This window comes from Spirillospora albida, from assembly GCF_000718255.1.
Taxonomy (GTDB): domain Bacteria; phylum Actinomycetota; class Actinomycetes; order Streptosporangiales; family Streptosporangiaceae; genus Spirillospora; species Spirillospora albida.
The window spans coordinates 124,716-141,073 of sequence record NZ_JOFJ01000019.1 but is presented as its reverse complement, the minus strand read 5'-3'; the positions used below and the strand labels follow the sequence as shown (position 1 = coordinate 141,073).

Genomic DNA, 16,358 nt, shown 5'->3' with positions numbered 1-16,358 from the left:
CCCCGCGAACGGGGCGATCTTCACATCGGCGAGCTCACGCACCGTGGCACGCAGCAACTCGTGCTCCTCCGACGGCGCATACGCGGGAAAGTCAGTCATGCCCCGAATGCTACCGGCCAGTAGCCCATGCTGTCCGCACGATCCACCGGGATCCGCCACTACACTGCGTCGGCCCGTGCAAGCATGAGCGCCGCACTGGGCACGTTCCCCTGTGAACCGCGACAGCGAACCCCCGGAGAGGAGTCGGCCTTGGCCTACCGGCTGACGGTCATCGGAACCGGTTACCTCGGCGCCACCCACGCGGCCTGCATGGCCGACCTGGGGTACGAGGTCCTCGGCATCGACGTCGACACGACCAAGGTGGCCCGGCTCGCCGCCGGCGACCTCCCGTTCTACGAACCCGGCCTCGAAGCCCTCCTCCGCAAGGGCCTCGACAGCGGCAGGCTTCGCTTCACCACGTCCTACGAAGAGGTCGCCGAGTTCGGCGACGTCCACTTCGTCTGCGTCGGCACCCCGCAGAAGGCCGGCGAGTACGCCGCCGACCTCTCCTTCGTGGACGGGGCCGTCGAGTCGCTCGCGCCGCACCTGACCCGGCCGTGCCTCGTCGTCGGCAAGTCGACGGTCCCGGTCGGCACCGCCGCCCGGCTCGCCGGCACCCTCGCCCGGCTCGCCCCGGCCGGCGGCGACGCCCTCCTGGCCTGGAACCCCGAGTTCCTGCGCGAGGGCTTCGCCGTCCAGGACACCCTCCAGCCGGACCGCATCGTCGTCGGCCTGCCCGGCGAGCAGGGCGCCGCCGAGCACGCCGAGAAGGTGCTGCGCGAGGTCTACGGCACGATGATCGCCGCCGGTGTGCCGTTCATCACCGCGGACTACCCCACGTCCGAGCTGGTCAAGGTGTCCGCGAACGCGTTCCTCGCCACCAAGATCTCGTTCATCAACGCGATGGCCGAGGTCTGCGAGGCGTCCCACGCGGACGTGACGAAACTCTCCGAGGCGCTCTCCTACGACGACCGCATCGGCGGCCGGTTCCTCGGCCCCGGTCTCGGCTTCGGCGGCGGCTGCCTCCCGAAGGACATCCGCGCGTTCATGGCCCGCGCCGGCGAGCTCGGCGCCGACCAGGCGCTGACGTTCCTCCGCGAGGTCGACCAGATCAACATCCGGCGCCGCATCCGGATGGTGGACCTGGCCCGCGAGCAGCTCGGCGGCTCCTTCACCGGCCGGACGGTCGGCGTCCTCGGCGCCGCGTTCAAGCCCGACTCCGACGACGTCCGCGACTCCCCCGCGCTCGACGTCGCCGCGTCGATCGGCGCGCAGGGCGGCGCCGTCACGGTCTACGACCCGAAGGCGATGGACAACGCCCGCGCCGCCCAGCCCGGCCTCGCGTTCGGCACCTCCGCGCTGGACGCGGCGCGCGGCGCGCACGTCGTCCTGCTCCTCACCGAGTGGCCCGAGTTCCGCGACATGGACCCGGCCGCCCTCGGCGAGGTCGTCGCCGAGCGCAACATCCTGGACGGCCGCAACGCCCTCGACCCCGAGCGCTGGCGCGCCGCCGGCTGGAACTACCGGGCCCTCGGCCGTCCCTGACCGGTTAGAGGCCCTCGCGGAGGCGGGCGCCCTTGGCCTTGGCCTGGGCGTGCAGGTCCCGCTGGAAGTCGCGCATCCTCGCCTGGAGGGACTCGTCCGACGCGGCGAGGACGCGGACGGCCAGCAGGCCCGCGTTGCGGGCGGCGCCGACCGCCACGGTCGCGACCGGGACGCCCGCGGGCATCTGGACGATCGACAGCAGCGAGTCCATGCCGTCCAGGTACTTCAGCGGCACGGGCACGCCGATGACCGGCAGCGGCGTGACGGACGCGAGCATGCCCGGAAGGTGGGCGGCTCCGCCCGCGCCCGCGATGATGACGCGCAGGCCGCGGCCGGCGGCCTCCTCGCCGTAGGCGATCATGTCGTGCGGCATGCGGTGCGCCGAGACGACATCGGCCTCGTAGGGGACGCCGAACTCGTCCAGGGCCTGCGCGGCGGCCTTCATGACCGGCCAGTCCGAGTCGCTGCCCATCACCACGCCCACCAGCGGGCTCATCGGTTCTCTCCCATCTTCGGGCCCCAGCGCAGGTAGTCGGCGGCGTGCCGGGCCCGCTCGCGGACCTCGGCGAGGTCGTCGCCCTGCGCGGTGACATGGCCGATCTTGCGGCCGGGACGGACGTCCTTGCCGTAGAAGTGCACCTTGACGGCCGGGTCGTGCGCCATCACGTGGATGTAGCGGGGGTACAGGTCGGGGTCGTCTCCGCCGAGCACGTTCGCCATCACCGTGACGGGCGCGGTCGGCTCGGTGGAGCCGAGCGGCAGGTCGAGGACCGCGCGCAGGTGCTGCTCGAACTGGGAGGTGCGGGCGCCCTCGATCGTCCAGTGGCCGGAGTTGTGCGGACGCATCGCCAGCTCGTTGACGAGGAGGCCGTCCGCGGTCTCGAACAGCTCGACCGCGAGGAGGCCGGCCACGCCGAGTTCCGCGGCGATGCGCAGGGCGAGGCTCTGCGCCTCGGCGGCGAGGTCCTCGGAGAGGCCGGGCGCGGGCGACAGGACCTCGACGCAGATGCCGTCCTCCTGGACGGTCTCCACGACCGGGTAGGCGGCGCCCTGCCCGTAGGGCGAGCGCGCCACGAGCGCGGCCAGCTCCCGCCGGAAGGTGACGTGCTCCTCAGCCATGAGGTCGACCCCCTCGGCGAGGAGCCGCTCCACGGCCGGGCGGTCGAGGTCGCGCAGGATCCACACGCCCTTGCCGTCGTACCCGCCGCGAATCGCCTTCAGGACGATCGGCCAGCCGTGCTCCCGTCCGAACTCCTCCAGGAAGGGGAACGGGTCATCGGCCGGGACGCGCCCGTACGCGGGGCAGGGGGCGCCCAGCGCGCTGAGGCGGTCGCGCATGACCAGTTTGTCCTGGGCATGGGCGAGCGCGGCGGAACCGGGACGGCACGCGATGCCCGCCGCCTCCAGCTCCCGGATGTGGGGGCCGGGGACGTGCTCGTGGTCCCACGTCACCACGTCGCAGCCCTTCGCGAACGCGCGCAGATCGGCCGCCGAGCGGTCGTCGCCGACGCGGACGTCCGCGACGACCCGGGCGGCCGAGTCGTCGCCGGACCCGGCGAGGACCCGCAGCGACACGCCGAGCGCGATCGCCGCCTGCTGGGTCATACGGGCCAACTGGCCGCCGCCGGCCATGCCGACGGTGGGCATCTGAGCTGGAGGAGTCACGCGGAAGAGGCTATCGGCCGTGCCGGGGCGAACGAATCGGCCGGTCCCCGCGTCGTATCCCGTGTGGAGGCTCTTCGTCTGGGCAGCGCCGTGACGGAGCGCACGCCGGGACCCGAAACGTGGCTTCGCGGGGTCCGGGTGCGTCTATCCTCGTCATACCTCCACAGCCGCACCAGAAGCACCAGCAGCGGCACCGCAGCCGATGTCCGGAAGGACGGTTCCCGTTCGTGAGCCTGGTAGCCAACCTCTATCGGCGGTTCGCACATCTCGTGCACGAGCTCGCGAAGTTCGGCAGCGTCGGCGCCGTCGCGTTCGTGATCACGGTGGGGGTCGGCAACGCCCTGCACACCGGCCTCGGGATGGGGCCGCTCACGTCCAACGGCATCGCGACCGTCATCGCGACGACGTTCGCGTACGTGGCGAACCGCTTCTGGACGTTCCGGCACCGCGACCGCACCGGCCTCGGCCGCGAGTACCTGCTGTTCTTCGCGCTGAACGGCGTCGGCCTGGTCATCACCGAGCTGTTCATCGGGTTCACGCACTACGTGCTGGAGCTGACCGGCCCGATCGCGTTCAACGCGTCGCTGGTGGTCGGCACCGGCGTCGCGACGCTGTTCCGGTTCTGGTCGTACAAGAAGTGGGTGTTCCTGCCGACGAGCGCCCCGCCCGTCGACCCGGCGTCCGGGCTGCCCGAGGCGGGCCGTCCGGTGAGCCGGCCGCAGGAGGCCGCCGGCGAGGACGCCGCGCGGAGCACGGGCGAGCGGCCGCAGGTCACCCAGGCCGGCTGAGCGCCGCTCCGGTCACGCGGGGCCGACCACCACGTTCTCGGTGGCGAGGCGCGCGTCGGCGGCCTGCCGCAGGAAGATCCCGAACACGGCGGGATGCGCCTGGATCAGTTCCAGCCGTCCGCCGTCCACGACCGCGAGCGAGCGGGCGAGGTAGAGGCCGAGCCCGGTGCCCTTCCCGCCGCTGACGCTCCGCTCGAAGATCCGCGGCTCCAGATCGCGGGGGATCCCGGCGCCCTCGTCGGCGACCTCGACGACCACCGAGCTCGTGCCGAGCTTGGTGTTGATCGTGACGGTGCCGGCGCCGTGCATCAGCGAGTTGTCGAGGAGGGTCGCGACGATCTGGGACAGGCCCTCGGGGTTGGCGAGCCCGACGAGGCCGCGCTCGCCGGTGACGCGGACGTCCCGTCCGGTGCTGCGGAAGATGGGGCGCCACTCCTCGACCTGCTGGGCGATGACGTCGTCGACGGGGGACGCGACGGCGCCGCCGGTGCGGTCGTGGCGGGCGCGGGCGAGCAGCTGCTCGACGACGGCGACGAGCCGCTCGGTCTGCGCGAGGGCGGCGGCGCCCTCCTCCCGCACGACGTCGGGGTAGTCGGCGGCCTCGACCATCTCCTCCAGGCGCATCGACAGCGCGGTGAGGGGGGTTCGGAGCTGGTGGCTGGCGTCGGCGGCGAACTCGCGGCTGGCGGCGAGCAGGTCGGCGATCCGGACGGCGCTGTGGTCCAGGACCTCGGCGACCCGGTCGACCTCGGGGATGCCGTAGCGGCGGCGGCGCGGCCGGGCGTTGCCGGTGCCGAGCCGGTCGGCGGTCTCGGCGAGGTCGATGAGCGGGAGGGTGAGCTTGCGGGCCTGCACCATGGCGAGTCCGACGGTGACGGCGACGCCGAGCAGCGCGAGGCTGCCGATGAGCAGCATCAGCCGGACGGCCTCGTCGCGGACCCCGGCGGCGGGCCGCGACACGCGGACCCGGACGCCCCCGGAGCCGCCGGTCGCGGTCAGTTTCGGCGCGCCGGCGCGGGGACGGCCGCCGGCGGTGACGGCGGCGCCGTCGGGCAGGGTGATGGAGATGTACCGTCCCGGATACTCCTTGGCGATGGCCTCGCCGGTGATGGGCCGGTCCGCCTCGAGGCTGTAACCGACACCGTTGACGATGGCGGACGCCTCGCGCTCCAGCGACTGCGCGGCCTCCTCGTAGGTCAGCTTGTAGGCGACATAGGCGAGGGGGATGCCGAGCATCAGGATCGCGACGACGGCCACCGCGAGCGTCGACAGGAGGAGTCGGCGCCTCATCAGGGGCTCCTTCGAAGGTGGCGACCGTACGGTCCGTCCGCGGGCCTCTCGGGACGGCCCGCGGCGGGACCGCACGGCCGGACGGGCGGAGCTAGTCGCCGCGCTCGAACCGGAAGCCGACGCCCCGCACCGTGGTGATGTAGCGGGGACTGCCGGCGTCGTCGCCGAGTTTGCGGCGCAGCCAGGAAATGTGCATGTCGAGCGTCTTGGTGGACCCCCACCAGTTGGTGTCCCACACCTCTCGCATGATCTGTTCGCGGGTCACGACCTTCCCGGCGTCGCGGACGAGGACGCGCAGCAGGTCGAACTCCTTGGTGGTGAGCTGGAGCTCCTGGTCGCCCATCCAGGCGCGGCGCGACTCGGCGTCGATGCGGACCCCCTGGACGATCGGCGTCTCGGTGCTGCCCCGGCGGAGCAGGGCCCGCACCCGGGCGAGCAGTTCGGCGAGCCGGAACGGCTTGGTGACGTAGTCGTCGGCGCCCGCGTCGAGGCCGACGACGGTGTCGACCTCGTCGGCCCTGGCGGTGAGGATCAGTATCGGGACGCCGTGCCCTTCGGCGCGGACCCGGCGGGCCACCTCGAGGCCGTCCAGCTCGGGCAGGCCGAGATCCAGGACGATCAGGTCCACGCCGCCGCCAAGCGCCCGCTCCAGCGCCTGCGGGCCGTCGGGGCTGACTTCGACGGTGTACCCCTCGCGCCGCAGCGCGCGGGCGAGTGGCTCGGAGATGGACGTGTCGTCCTCGGCGAGCAGTACTGAGGTCATGAGCAGATCGTATGGCCATTCTTGACCGTTTCCCGGCGTCCGCCGCGCTCTTGACCTGCGGTTTGCCACTCGTAGTACATCTACGAACACACTTTAAGAGGGCGCTACATGGGCAATACGGCCTAAAGCGTGCGTCCGTGGGGACCGGCGGGCGGGTGCAGCAGCACCGCGGCCGACGCGGGGGGCAGCGCCAGGGCGACCGTGCCGGGAGCACCGCCGGCGTCGTCCTCGAGAGCGATCTCCCGGTCCGACGCGAGCAGCAGGTGGGCGGGCGGATCGTCCGGGGTGCCGGTCGCCGGGAGCCGGACGGCCCGGTCGCCGAGGTTGGCCGCGAGGCAGATCCTTCCGCGCCACATCATGAGCCAGCGGGCGGTGCCATCGTCCCCGACCGCGACGCGCGTGCGGGGCAGTGAGGGATCGGCCAGTTCCGGCCACGCCCGGCGCAGCGCGATCAGCCGCCGGTGCCAGTCCAGCAGGTCGGCATGTGGGGGTTTGCCCACTTCACCCCAGTCGAGGACCGAACGCCGGAAGGTGTCCACGGCCTGTGGATCGGGGACGTCGCCCGTCCAGCCGTGCCGGGAGAACTCGCGGCGGCGGCCCTCGCTCACCGCCCGCGCCAGCTGCGGATCCTGGTGGTCGGTGAAGTAGCACCAGGGCGTGGACGCGCCCCACTCCTCGCCCATGAACAGCATCGGCGTGAACGGGGCGAGCAGGAGGAGCGCCGCGCCGACCTTGAGGAGGCCGGGTGACAGCGTCGCGCCGATCCGGTCGCCCGCCGCCCTGTTGCCCACCTGGTCGTGGTTCTGCAGGAAGCCGAGGAACCGGTGCGCGGGCGTGATCCGCACATCGACGGGGCGTCCGTGATGGCGCCCCCGGTAGGTGGACATGGTGCCGTCGTGGACGAAGACCTTCGTGAGGGCCTTCTGCAGCGTCTCCAGGGCACCGAAGTCGCAGTAGTAGCCCTGGCGCTCACCGGTGAGGGCGGCGTGCAGAGCGTGGTGGAAGTCGTCGCTCCATTGGGCGTCCAGCCCGTACCCGCCCGCTTCCCTGGCCGTCACCAGGCGCGGGTCGTTGAGGTCGGACTCCGCGATGAGGAACAGCTCCCGCCCCAGGTGGGCGGACAGCCCCTGCACCGCTTCCGCGAGCTCCTCCAGGACATGGACGGCCCCATGGTCGGCGATCGCGTGGACGGCGTCGAGGCGGAGCCCGTCCACGTGGTAGTCGCGCAGCCACATCAGCGCGTTGCGCACGACGAACGCACGGACCTCGTCGGATCCTTCGTGGTCGAAGTTCACCGCGTCGCCCCAGGGCGTGTTGTAGGCGCGGGTGAAGTACGGGCCGTAGGAGCCCAGGCGGTTTCCATCCGGCCCGAGATGGTTGTAGACGACGTCCAGGACGACGGCCAGACCGCGCGCGTGGGCGGCGTCCACGAACCGCTTCAGCCCGTCCGGGCCGCCGTAGGGCTCATGCGGCGCCCACAGGTGGACGCCGTCGTAGCCCCAGCCGTGCCGGCCCGGGAACGCGGCGACGGGCAGCAGCTCCACGGCGTCGATCCCGAGGTCCACCAGGTGGTCGAGCCGTTCGGCGGCGGCGTCGAACGTGCCCTCGGGGGTGAACGTGCCCACGTGCATCTCGTACAGGACGCTCCCGGGCAGAGGGCGCCCATGCCAGCGTGAGTCCGTCCAGGCGAAGCGGGAGTGGTCGTAGACGCGGCTCGGCCCATGCACGCCATGCGGCTGCCACGGGGAGCGGGGGTCGGGCAACGCCTCCCTGGCGTCGTCCAGAAGGAAGCCGTAGTCGGTGCCGTGTTCCGCGTCGGGGACGTCGGTCCCCCACCAGCCGCCGCCCAGGGCGGACATCGGATGCCGGTCGGCGCCGATCGCGACGGCCACCCGTCGGGCCTCCGGCGCCCACACCTCGAAACGCGCGCTCATTCCTCGCCGTCCTCACTCGGCACGAGCAGGGCAACGGGCAGCCGTGCGAGGACGGCCCCCAGGTCGAGCCGCGGGCCGTCGTGGACGGTGCCGGTCAGCACGTCCCGCCAGCCCGGACGGGGGAGGTCCAGGACCGTCCCCCGCCATCCCCCCTCGCGTTCCAGGCCCGCCGGCAGCCGCGTGGCGACCGTGACCGCCGCGCCTCCCCGCATGAACGCCACGGCGTGCCCGGCCGCCGGGCCGTGCGCGGCGACCGGCTCATGGCGGCCGGACGCGCCGAATCTCGCCTGATGGCGCCTCCGCAGCCGCAGCGCCCGCGACGTGACCAGGAGCTTCTCGTCGTCCAGGTCCTCCGGCGAGGCGCCGGCGTCGAGCCGCTCCAGCCGCTCGAGCCGCCGCCCGTACCCCACCGGCCGCCGGTTGTCGGGGTCGACGAGCGCGCGCCCGGTCAGCTCGCAGCCCTGGTAGACGTCCGGGACGCCCGGCATCGTGAGCTGCACGAGCTTCTGGCCGAGCGTGTTGACCCGCGCGTACGGCTCCAGCCGGGCGACGAACGCGGCGAGGTCGGAGACCAGGCCGGGCTCGGCCAGGACACGGCGGGCGTGCGCGAGCACGGCCTCCTCGTACGCGGTGTCCGGGTCGATCCAGCCGGTGCGGGTCTTGGCCTCGCGCATGGCCTTGGTGAGGAACTCCGTCAGGCGGTCGGGGGTGAGCGGCCAGGCCCCCACGAGCGTCTGCCAGAAGAGGTGGTCGAGGTCGGGTTCCATGGGCGAGGCGTCCAGGCCGTCCCATGCGCGCCAGCGGCCGAGGGCGCGCGCCCATTCGGTCGGGACCTCGGCGAGGACGGCCAGCCGCGCGCGCACGTCCTCCTGGCGTTTGGTGTCGTGCGTGGAGAGCGTCGTCATGGTGAAGGGCCAGTCGCGCGCGAGCCGGACGCAGTGGCTGTGGAAGTCCTCCGGGGACACCGCGAACCGGCCGGGATCGCCGCCGACCTCGTTCAGCGCCGCCATCCGGTTCCAGCGGTAGAACGCGGTGTCCTCCACGCCCTTCGCGGCGAGCGGCGCGGACGTCTGCTGGAACCGCACGACGAACTCGGGGTCGGCGTCGTCGCCCCGGCCCAGCGCCAGCCGGACGACCTCGTCCAGCGCCGCGTGCTCGTCCTGCGGAAGGTGCGGACGGGCGCGGGCGGCGGCTTCGGACAGGACCTCGACGGCCTGCGGCGGCGCGTCCTCCCCCGGGACGACGTAGGCGCGGTAGACGGGCATCGCCACCAGCAGTTCCCGCATCGCCCGGTCCAGCTCGGGCCGGCCCATGCGGCGCAGGACGCGGCCGAGCCGGTCCATCTCGGGCTTCAGGCCGTGTTCGGCGGCGTGCACCCGGGCGTCCCGCTCCACCTCGGCGAAGCCGTCCGGGCCGCCGGTCAGCGACACGTACAGGTCGGTGAGCGGCTTCTCGCCGTCCGGATCGACGAACAGCCCGCCGATCATGCCGAGCGAGTCGTAGCCGGTGGTGCCGGCGCACGGCCAGTCCGCCGGCAGCCGCTCCGCGCCCTCGGTGATCTTCTCCACGAGCACCCAGCGGCCCGGCGCCTCGTCCGCCAGCCGCCGCAGGTAGCCGCGCGGGTCGGCGAGGCCGTCGGGGTGGTCGATCCGCAACCCGTCCACCAGCCGCTCCCCGATCAGGTCGAGGAGCAGGCGATGCGTGCGCTCGAAGACCTCCGGGTCCTCCTGCCGCAGCCCGATCAGCCCGGAGATGTCGAAGAACCGGCGGTAGTTCGGCTCACCCTCCCCCGGCGGGACGAGCCGCCCCCCGCCCGCCTCCCAGTCGACGTCGAACCACCGCGCGTACGGCGAGGACGGCCCGTCCTCGACGACCGCCTGGACCGGCGCGCTCAGCTCGGGCGGCGACGGGATCGCCATGTGGTTCGGGACGGCGTCGACCAGCACCCGCATCCCGTGCAGCCGGAACCGGGCGGCCATCGCGCCGAACGCCTCCGGGCCGCCGAGCTCCTCCGCGAGCCGCGCGTGGTCGAGGACGTCGTAGCCGTGCGTGGACCCGGGCGCCGCCTGGAGGACGGGCGACAGGTACACGTGCGACACCCCGAGGGACTCCAGGTAGGGCGCGAGGGCGGCGGCCTCCGCGAACCCGAAGTGGCCGTCCCGCGTGCCGCGCAGCTGCAGCCGGTACGTCCCGGTCGGCGGGAACTCGTCGAACACGCTCTCCCCTGACATGTTCTCCTCAGACACGGCGCCCTCTCCCAGGCGAGCACGGCCCGTCAGGGCCTGGACGTCGACACACGGCGGAGCACCTGGATGGAGCGGGCCGTCACGTGGACGTCCTCGCGGGCCTTCACGACGGGGAACTCCTCCTCGGCGAGCAGCGGGTCATCGGTGTCCAGCACCTTGATCCACATCTGGCCGTAGACGGCGGGCGGGAGCGTGAACCGCAGATCGCCCTCATGGGCGCTGAACAGCAGCAGGAACGAGTCGTCGCGGATCTGGCGGCCGCGCCGGTCGGGCTCGCCGATCGCGTCCCCGTTGAGGAACACGTTGAGGGACTTGTTGAAGCCGGCCGTCCAGTCCCGGTCGGTCATCTCCTCCCCGCCGGGGGTGAACCAGACGAGGTCGGGGAGTTCCGCCTGGTCGGACCCGGACCGCCGCTGCCGGTGCCCCTTCTCGCCGAGGAAGAAGCGGCGGCGGCGGAAGACGGGGTGCCGGGTGCGCAGCTCGGACAGGCGCCGGACGAAGTCCAGCAGCGGGCCGCGCTCGTCGAAGAACGTCTCGTCCCGGAGCCCCGTCCAGTCGACCCAGGCGAGTTCGGAGTCCTGGCAGTAGGCGTTGTTGTTGCCGCGCTGCGTCCTCCCCAGCTCGTCGCCGTGGGACAGCATCGGGACGCCCTGCGACAGGAACAGCGTCGTGAGGAAGTTGCGCTTCTGCCGCTCCCGCAGCGCGATGACCTCCAGATCGTCCACCGGGCCCTCATGGCCGCAGTTCCACGACCGGTTGTCGTCGCTCCCGTCCCGGTTCGACTCGCCGTTCGCGTCGTTGTGCTTGCCGTTGTAGGACACGAGGTCGTGGAGGGTGAACCCGTCGTGGCACGTCGCGAAGTTGATGGACGCGATGGGCCGGCGCCCGTCGTCGGCGTACAGGTCGCTGGACCCGGTGAGGCGGGACGCGAAGTCCGGCAGGGCGCCCGGCTGGCCCCGCCAGTAGTCGCGGACGGTGTCGCGGTACTTGCCGTTCCACTCCGTCCACAGGGGCGGGAAGTTGCCGACCTGGTAACCGCCCTCCCCGACGTCCCACGGTTCGGCGATCAGCTTCACCTGCGAGACGACGGGATCCTGCTGGACGAGGTCGAAGAACGCCGCCAGCCGGTCCACCTCGTGCAGCTCGCGGGCCAGGGTGGCGGCGAGGTCGAAGCGGAACCCGTCCACGTGCATCTCGGTGACCCAGTACCGCAGCGAATCCATGATCATTTGCAGCACGTGCGGGCTGCGCATCAGCAGGCTGTTCCCGGTGCCCGTGGTGTCCATGTAGTAGCGGGGGTCATCGTCCACGAGCCGGTAGTAGGACGCGTTGTCCAGACCCCGGAACGACAGCGTCGGGCCCAGATGGTTGCCCTCGGCGGTGTGGTTGTAGACCACGTCCAGGATGACCTCGATGCCCGCCTCGTGGAGCGAGCGCACCATCGCCTTGAACTCCAGGACCTGGCCGCCGCTGTGCCCCGACGACGAGTACTCGTTGTGCGGCGCGAAGAAGCCGATCGTGTTGTAGCCCCAGTAGTTGCGCAGCCCGCGCCGCGTCAGCGCGTCGTCGTGCACGAACTGGTGGACGGGCATCAGCTCGACCGCCGTCACGCCCAGCGACCGCAGATGATCGGTGATCACCGGGTGGCCGAGCGCCGCGTACGTCCCGCGCATCCCCGGCGGGATCTCCGGATGCCGGGCGGTGAGGCCCTTCACATGCGCCTCGTAGATCACCGTCTCGTGGTACGGGGTGCGCGGCGGCCGGTCGTCCCCCCAGTCGAAGTAGGGGCTGACCACCACCGACCGCATCGTGTGCGGCGCCGAGTCGGCGTCGTTGCGCGACCACGGGTCCCCGAAGTCGTAGCCGAAGCAGGACGCGTCCCAGTCGACCTGTCCCTCGATCGCCTGCGCGTACGGGTCGAGGAGCAGCTTCGACGGATTGGCGCGATGGCCCCGCGCCGGATCGTACGGGCCGTGGACCCGGTACCCGTACCGGCGTCCCGGCATCACCCCGGGCAGGTAGCCGTGCCAGACGAACGCGTCCACCTCGGGAAGCGCGAGCCTGGTCTCCTCGGCCTTCCCCGTCGGCCCGTCGAACAGGCATAACTCCACCTTGTCGGCGTTCTCCGCGAACACCGCGAAATTCGTCCCCGCCCCGTCGAACCTCGCTCCCAGCGGATAGGCGTCTCCCGGCCACACCTGCGCCACTTCAGGCCTCCCGTCTCGCGACGTCAGCCTTTCCCGCTGAGAACCGCCTCACACCGACCGGGACGGGACTGGCCAGAACGGACATCCCTGAGCTACCTTAGGGGAGCCTAACCTTATTGAGGGCGCCCTAAAACGGCAGGTCGAGCGCTCTCTCCACACGGAAGGTCCGCCGCATGTACGTCTGCGTCTGCAACGCCGTCACCGAGGACGACGTTCACGGCTGCATGGCGAACGGCGCCTGCACCACCGCCAAAGAGGTCAAGGCCGCCTGCGGCTGGAAGCCGAGCTGCGGATCCTGCACCAAGCGCATCCACGCCATGGTCAGCCGGTTCCGCACCGCCAGCGAGCTCGCGGACGCCCTCACCGGCGGCCCGCTGCCCCTGGCCGCGGCCCCCGAACCGACCTACGCCGCCACCGTCCCCGAACCCGCCGAGGAGAGCACCTCGTCCAACGCCGCCTGAACAGCGCCGGAACACGCCCCCGTACGGGACACGAGCGCCGTACGGGGGGCTAGTGCTGTCCACATCCGGGCGTCCATGAAACCATGGGACGCATGGAAGGCGACAAGGACATCATCGCGCTGCTCAACGAGCAGCTCACCGCGGAGCTCACCGCGATCAACCAGTACTTCCTGCACGCCAAGATGCAGGAGAACTGGGGCTTCACGCGGATGGCGCGGCACACCCGCCACGAGTCCATCGACGAGATGAAGCACGCGGAGCGGCTCACCGACCGGATCCTGTTCCTGGACGGGCTGCCGAACTACCAGAAGATCGGGACGCTCCGCATCGGCCAGACCGTCTTCGAGCAGCTCAAGGCCGACATGGAGATCGAGCGCGAGGCCGTCGCGCGGCTCCGCCCCGGCATCGAGCTGATGCGCTCCCGCGGCGACGTCACGTCCGCGCGCATCTTCGAGGACATCCTCGCCGACGAGGAGTCCCACATCGACTACCTCGAGACCGAGCTCAGCCTCGTCCAGGCGCTCGGCGAGCAGAACTACCTGCAGCGCCTCACCGAGGCGCCCGGCGAGGGGATCCCCAGCCCCAACTGAGGGCCGTCACGCCTCCTCCGCCGGCCGGTCCGCCGGCCTCGCGCTCCGCCGCAGCACATACGGCTGGACGATGCCGAGGCCCCGGACCGGCCGCCGGACGATCCGCGTCACCTCGTACCCCGGCTCCTTCTCCAGCTGCTCCGCCAGCTCCGCGTCGATCATCACCGAGCCCGGCCGGGCCAGCTGCGTCAGCCGCGCCGCCAGGTTCACCGTGGTGCCGAACACGTCGCCCATCAGCGGCAGCACCGGCCCGTACGCCACCCCGACCCGGACGTCCGGGATCTCCGTCTCGTCCTGGATCGCGGCCGCGACGGTCAGCGCGATCTCCGCGCCGATCCGCGGCGTCTCCGCGCTGAAGAGCACCTCGTCGCCGAGCGTCTTCACCAGCCGCCCGCCGCACGCCGCGATGATGTCGGCCGCCGTCTCCTCGAACCACTCGACGACCCGCGCGAGCTCCATCTCCTCCAGCTCGCGGCTCATCTGCGTGAACGACACCATGTCGGCGAACCCGACCGTCACCAGCGGCCGCCCGGCCGGCTCCCCGTTCTCCCGCGTCGCCGCCGCCGCCATCGCCCGCGTGCCCGACGCGGCCAGCTGCCGCCGCCACGCGTGGACCACCAGCGGCTCGAACTCCCCGATGTACTTCTCCGCGATCTCCACGATGGACTTCACCGCCTCCGTGGACGGCGGCTCCTTCGGGTTCTGGTTCATCATCGAGCTGAGCAGGTCGACCTGCCACTCCGCCAGCCGCGTCATCGTCTGCCCGAACGCCCGGACGAGCCGGATCACCGCGTCCTCGTCGAGGATCCCGTCGTCCATCAGCCGCTTGATCCGGCACAGCGCCGCGATGTCGTTCTCGGTGTAGGCGACCGCGTCGTCCGTCATGGTGGGGTGGCCCAGCGCGCGCCAGAGCCGGCCGGAGAACTCCCGCGTGACCCCCGACAGCCGGACGGCGTCCACGCGCGTATAGCGCAGCTCGCCCCCCAGGAGCAGCTCCTCGATCTCCTTCGGATCCGGCAGTCCGGCCGACATCTCCCGCCCCTCAGTCCGACGACGCCGCGGGCACGGCCGGCGTCGTGGTCCGGCCCCGCGCCATATCGTTGCAGATCCGCCGGATGCGGCGCCGCCGCCCGCCGGAACCCGACACCGTCCGGCCCCTCGCGCCGCTCACCCCGTCCCCCGGCGCCGGACGTGCACCACGTCCCCCGCGCTGAGCGGCCGCTCCCCGTCCGGCCCGGCGACGACCAGCCGCCCCGCCTCGTCGACGTCCCGCGCCGTGCCGTGCAGTTCCGCGCTGCCCGGCAGCTCGACCCGCACCTCGCGGCCGAGCGTGCCGCACAGCTCCTTGTAGGCCGTGCGGAGCCCGCTGCGCTGCGGATCGCCGTCCATGGCCGTCCATGCCAGGTACCACGACTCGAACTCCCGCAGGATCGCCCGCAGCAGCGGCGCCCGGTCGCTCAGCTCCGCGCCCTCGATCGCCAGGGACGTCGCCGTCGGGACGGGCAGCTCCGCCTCCTTGAGGCCCACGTTCAGCCCGACGCCGACGACGAGCCCGCCGTCCAGCTTCTCCGCGAGGATCCCGGCCAGCTTCCGCTCGCCGACCAGCACGTCGTTCGGCCATTTCAGCCGCGCGTCGACGGCCGCGCCCTCGAAGTACCCGGCGCTCATCCTGCGCACGGCCGTCGCGACGGCCACCCCGGTCAGCAGCGGCAGCCACCCGATCCGCGCCGCCGGCACCACGGGCCGCACCAGGAGCGAGAACATCAGCCCCGACCGGGGCGGCGCCGTCCACGTCCTGCCGAGCCGCCCCCGCCCGGCCGTCTGCATCTCGGTGACCAGCACGGTCCCCTCCGCGGCGCCCTCCCGGGCCGCCGCGGCGAGGTCCGCGTTCGTCGACCCGGTCTCCGGGACGACCCGGACGTCGCGCCACAGCCCGTCCGCGCGCACCAGCGCCCGCCTCAGCGCCGTCTCGTGCAGCGGCGGCCGCTCAAGATCTCCATACCCCGAAGTGCTCACCGACCCATCAAACCCCACCGGCTCCGCTCGCTAGTGTTCGACCATGACTGGTGTGACGCTTCGGCGGGACGGGCATGTCGCGGAGATCGTGCTGGATCGTGCGGAGGCGCTGAACGCGCTGTCGACGGCGATGGCGCGGCGGCTCGCGGAGGTGTGCGCGGAGGTCGCGGCGGACGCGGCCGTCCGGGCCGTCGTCCTGTCGGCGGCCGGCGAGAAGGCGTTCTGCGTCGGCGCCGACCTCAAGGAGCGCAACGGGATGTCGGACGAGGAGCTCCTCGCCCAGCGCCCCGTGTTCCGGGCCGCGTTCGGCGGGGTGCTGAACCTGCCGCAGCCGGTGATCGCGGCCGTGCACGGGTACGCGCTCGGCGGCGGCTGCGAGTTCGCGCTGTCCACCGATCTGATCGTCGCGGACGAGTCGGCCGTCTTCGGGCTGCCTGAGGTGGGGGTCGGGCTCGTGCCGGGCGGCGGCGGGACGCAGCTCGCGCTCCGCCGCCTCGGCCCCGGCAAGGCCGCCGACCTGGTGTTCACCGGCCGCCGCCTCGGCATCGAGGAGGCCGTCGAGTACGGGCTCGTCGACCGCCGGGTGCCCGCCGGGACCGTCCGGGAGGAGGCCCTCGGGATCGCCGGGACGATCGCGCTGAACTCCCCCACGGCCGTCCGGGCGGCCAAGCGCGCGATGCGCCAGGGCGCCGCGCTCCCCCTGGAGGCCGCCCTGGACCTGGAGGAGAACGCCTGGCGCACGACGGCGTTCTCCGCGGACCGCAGGGAGGGCATAGCGGCCTTCAACGAGAAGCGAAGGCCGGTCTGGCCCTGA

General features: G+C 72.5%; 14 protein-coding genes. 5 read left to right on the top strand and 9 right to left on the bottom strand.

The window, feature by feature from the left end; genetic code table 11:
• Positions 1-249 precede the first annotated feature (249 nt).
• Positions 250-1,584 carry a UDP-glucose dehydrogenase family protein gene (locus tag IE99_RS0123490; RefSeq protein ID WP_030174881.1) on the top strand — a complete coding sequence of 445 codons (1,335 nt, stop codon included), beginning with the start codon at positions 250-252 and terminating at the stop codon, positions 1,582-1,584.
• Between the two features lie 4 nt (positions 1,585-1,588).
• Here IE99_RS0123490 and purE read toward each other — a convergent pair whose 3' ends face one another.
• Complete coding sequence (gene purE, locus IE99_RS0123485) at positions 1,589-2,080, bottom strand: 5-(carboxyamino)imidazole ribonucleotide mutase (protein ID WP_030174878.1); 492 nt, start codon at positions 2,078-2,080, stop codon at positions 1,589-1,591.
• The gene (locus IE99_RS0123480; protein WP_084219853.1) at positions 2,077-3,231 is read right to left on the bottom strand and encodes a 5-(carboxyamino)imidazole ribonucleotide synthase; all 1,155 of its coding nucleotides are present in this window, start codon (positions 3,229-3,231) and stop codon (positions 2,077-2,079) included. Before IE99_RS0123480 ends, purE begins: the two co-directional genes overlap by 4 nt.
• A 245-nt stretch (positions 3,232-3,476) precedes the next feature.
• On the opposite strand from IE99_RS0123480, the gene IE99_RS29685 reads away from it, so the two are divergent.
• A complete protein-coding gene (locus IE99_RS29685) occupies positions 3,477-4,037 on the top strand; it encodes a GtrA family protein (protein ID WP_084219851.1) in 561 nt (186 codons plus the stop codon).
• 12 nt (positions 4,038-4,049) lie between these two features.
• On the opposite strand, the gene IE99_RS0123470 is transcribed toward IE99_RS29685, so the two are convergent.
• The 5 genes from IE99_RS0123470 to glgX form a co-directional block, all read right to left on the bottom strand.
• Positions 4,050-5,327: an ATP-binding protein gene (locus tag IE99_RS0123470; protein WP_030174872.1), complete on the bottom strand. Its 1,278-nt coding sequence runs from the start codon at positions 5,325-5,327 to the stop codon at positions 4,050-4,052.
• Between the two features lie 91 nt (positions 5,328-5,418).
• Positions 5,419-6,090 (bottom strand): response regulator transcription factor, encoded by a 672-nt coding sequence (locus IE99_RS0123465; RefSeq protein ID WP_019629095.1) that lies wholly within the window; start codon positions 6,088-6,090, stop codon positions 5,419-5,421.
• 122 nt (positions 6,091-6,212) lie between these two features.
• Positions 6,213-8,024 carry a malto-oligosyltrehalose trehalohydrolase gene (treZ, locus tag IE99_RS0123460; RefSeq protein WP_051713095.1) on the bottom strand — a complete coding sequence of 604 codons (1,812 nt, stop codon included), beginning with the start codon at positions 8,022-8,024 and terminating at the stop codon, positions 6,213-6,215.
• Positions 8,021-10,255, bottom strand: a complete 2,235-nt coding sequence (treY, locus tag IE99_RS0123455; protein WP_030174868.1) for a malto-oligosyltrehalose synthase — start codon at positions 10,253-10,255, stop codon at positions 8,021-8,023. The genes treZ and treY overlap by 4 nt, the downstream gene beginning before the upstream one ends.
• Before the next feature lie 44 nt (positions 10,256-10,299).
• The gene (gene glgX, locus IE99_RS0123450) at positions 10,300-12,477 is read right to left on the bottom strand and encodes a glycogen debranching protein GlgX (RefSeq protein ID WP_030174866.1); all 2,178 of its coding nucleotides are present in this window, start codon (positions 12,475-12,477) and stop codon (positions 10,300-10,302) included.
• 173 nt (positions 12,478-12,650) lie between these two features.
• Between glgX and IE99_RS31455 the strand changes: the two genes are divergently transcribed.
• Together IE99_RS31455 and bfr are read left to right on the top strand one after the other, a co-directional pair.
• Entirely contained in the window at positions 12,651-12,938 is a 288-nt protein-coding gene (locus tag IE99_RS31455; RefSeq protein WP_084219849.1) for a (2Fe-2S)-binding protein, read from the top strand.
• A gap of 92 nt (positions 12,939-13,030) precedes the next feature.
• Positions 13,031-13,528, top strand: a complete 498-nt coding sequence (gene bfr, locus IE99_RS0123440) for a bacterioferritin (RefSeq protein ID WP_030174862.1) — start codon at positions 13,031-13,033, stop codon at positions 13,526-13,528.
• Positions 13,529-13,534: 6 nt separating this feature from the next.
• Here the strand turns inward: bfr and IE99_RS0123435 are convergent, their stop codons facing one another.
• On the bottom strand, positions 13,535-14,560 hold the full coding sequence (locus IE99_RS0123435; protein WP_037559956.1) for an adenylate/guanylate cyclase domain-containing protein: 1,026 nt from the start codon (positions 14,558-14,560) through the stop codon (positions 13,535-13,537).
• Positions 14,561-14,695: 135 nt separating this feature from the next.
• Positions 14,696-15,544 (bottom strand): biotin--[acetyl-CoA-carboxylase] ligase, encoded by an 849-nt coding sequence (locus IE99_RS0123430; protein WP_030174856.1) that lies wholly within the window; start codon positions 15,542-15,544, stop codon positions 14,696-14,698.
• A gap of 43 nt (positions 15,545-15,587) precedes the next feature.
• Between IE99_RS0123430 and IE99_RS0123425 the strand changes: the two genes are divergently transcribed.
• A complete protein-coding gene (locus IE99_RS0123425; RefSeq protein WP_030174853.1) occupies positions 15,588-16,358 on the top strand; it encodes an enoyl-CoA hydratase/isomerase family protein in 771 nt (256 codons plus the stop codon).

Coding starts and splice junctions, on each gene's coding strand:
- purE (WP_030174878.1), bottom strand. CDS start 2,080: ATGAGCCCGCTGGTGGGCGTGGTGATGGGCAGCGACTCGGACTGGCCG.
- IE99_RS0123480 (WP_084219853.1), bottom strand. CDS start 3,231: ATGCCCACCGTCGGCATGGCCGGCGGCGGCCAGTTGGCCCGTATGACC.
- IE99_RS0123470 (WP_030174872.1), bottom strand. CDS start 5,327: ATGAGGCGCCGACTCCTCCTGTCGACGCTCGCGGTGGCCGTCGTCGCG.
- IE99_RS0123465 (WP_019629095.1), bottom strand. CDS start 6,090: ATGACCTCAGTACTGCTCGCCGAGGACGACACGTCCATCTCCGAGCCA.
- treZ (WP_051713095.1), bottom strand. CDS start 8,024: ATGAGCGCGCGTTTCGAGGTGTGGGCGCCGGAGGCCCGACGGGTGGCC.
- treY (WP_030174868.1), bottom strand. CDS start 10,255: ATGTCAGGGGAGAGCGTGTTCGACGAGTTCCCGCCGACCGGGACGTAC.
- IE99_RS31455 (WP_084219849.1), top strand. CDS start 12,651: ATGTACGTCTGCGTCTGCAACGCCGTCACCGAGGACGACGTTCACGGC.
- bfr (WP_030174862.1), top strand. CDS start 13,031: ATGGAAGGCGACAAGGACATCATCGCGCTGCTCAACGAGCAGCTCACC.
- IE99_RS0123435 (WP_037559956.1), bottom strand. CDS start 14,560: ATGTCGGCCGGACTGCCGGATCCGAAGGAGATCGAGGAGCTGCTCCTG.
- IE99_RS0123425 (WP_030174853.1), top strand. CDS start 15,588: ATGACTGGTGTGACGCTTCGGCGGGACGGGCATGTCGCGGAGATCGTG.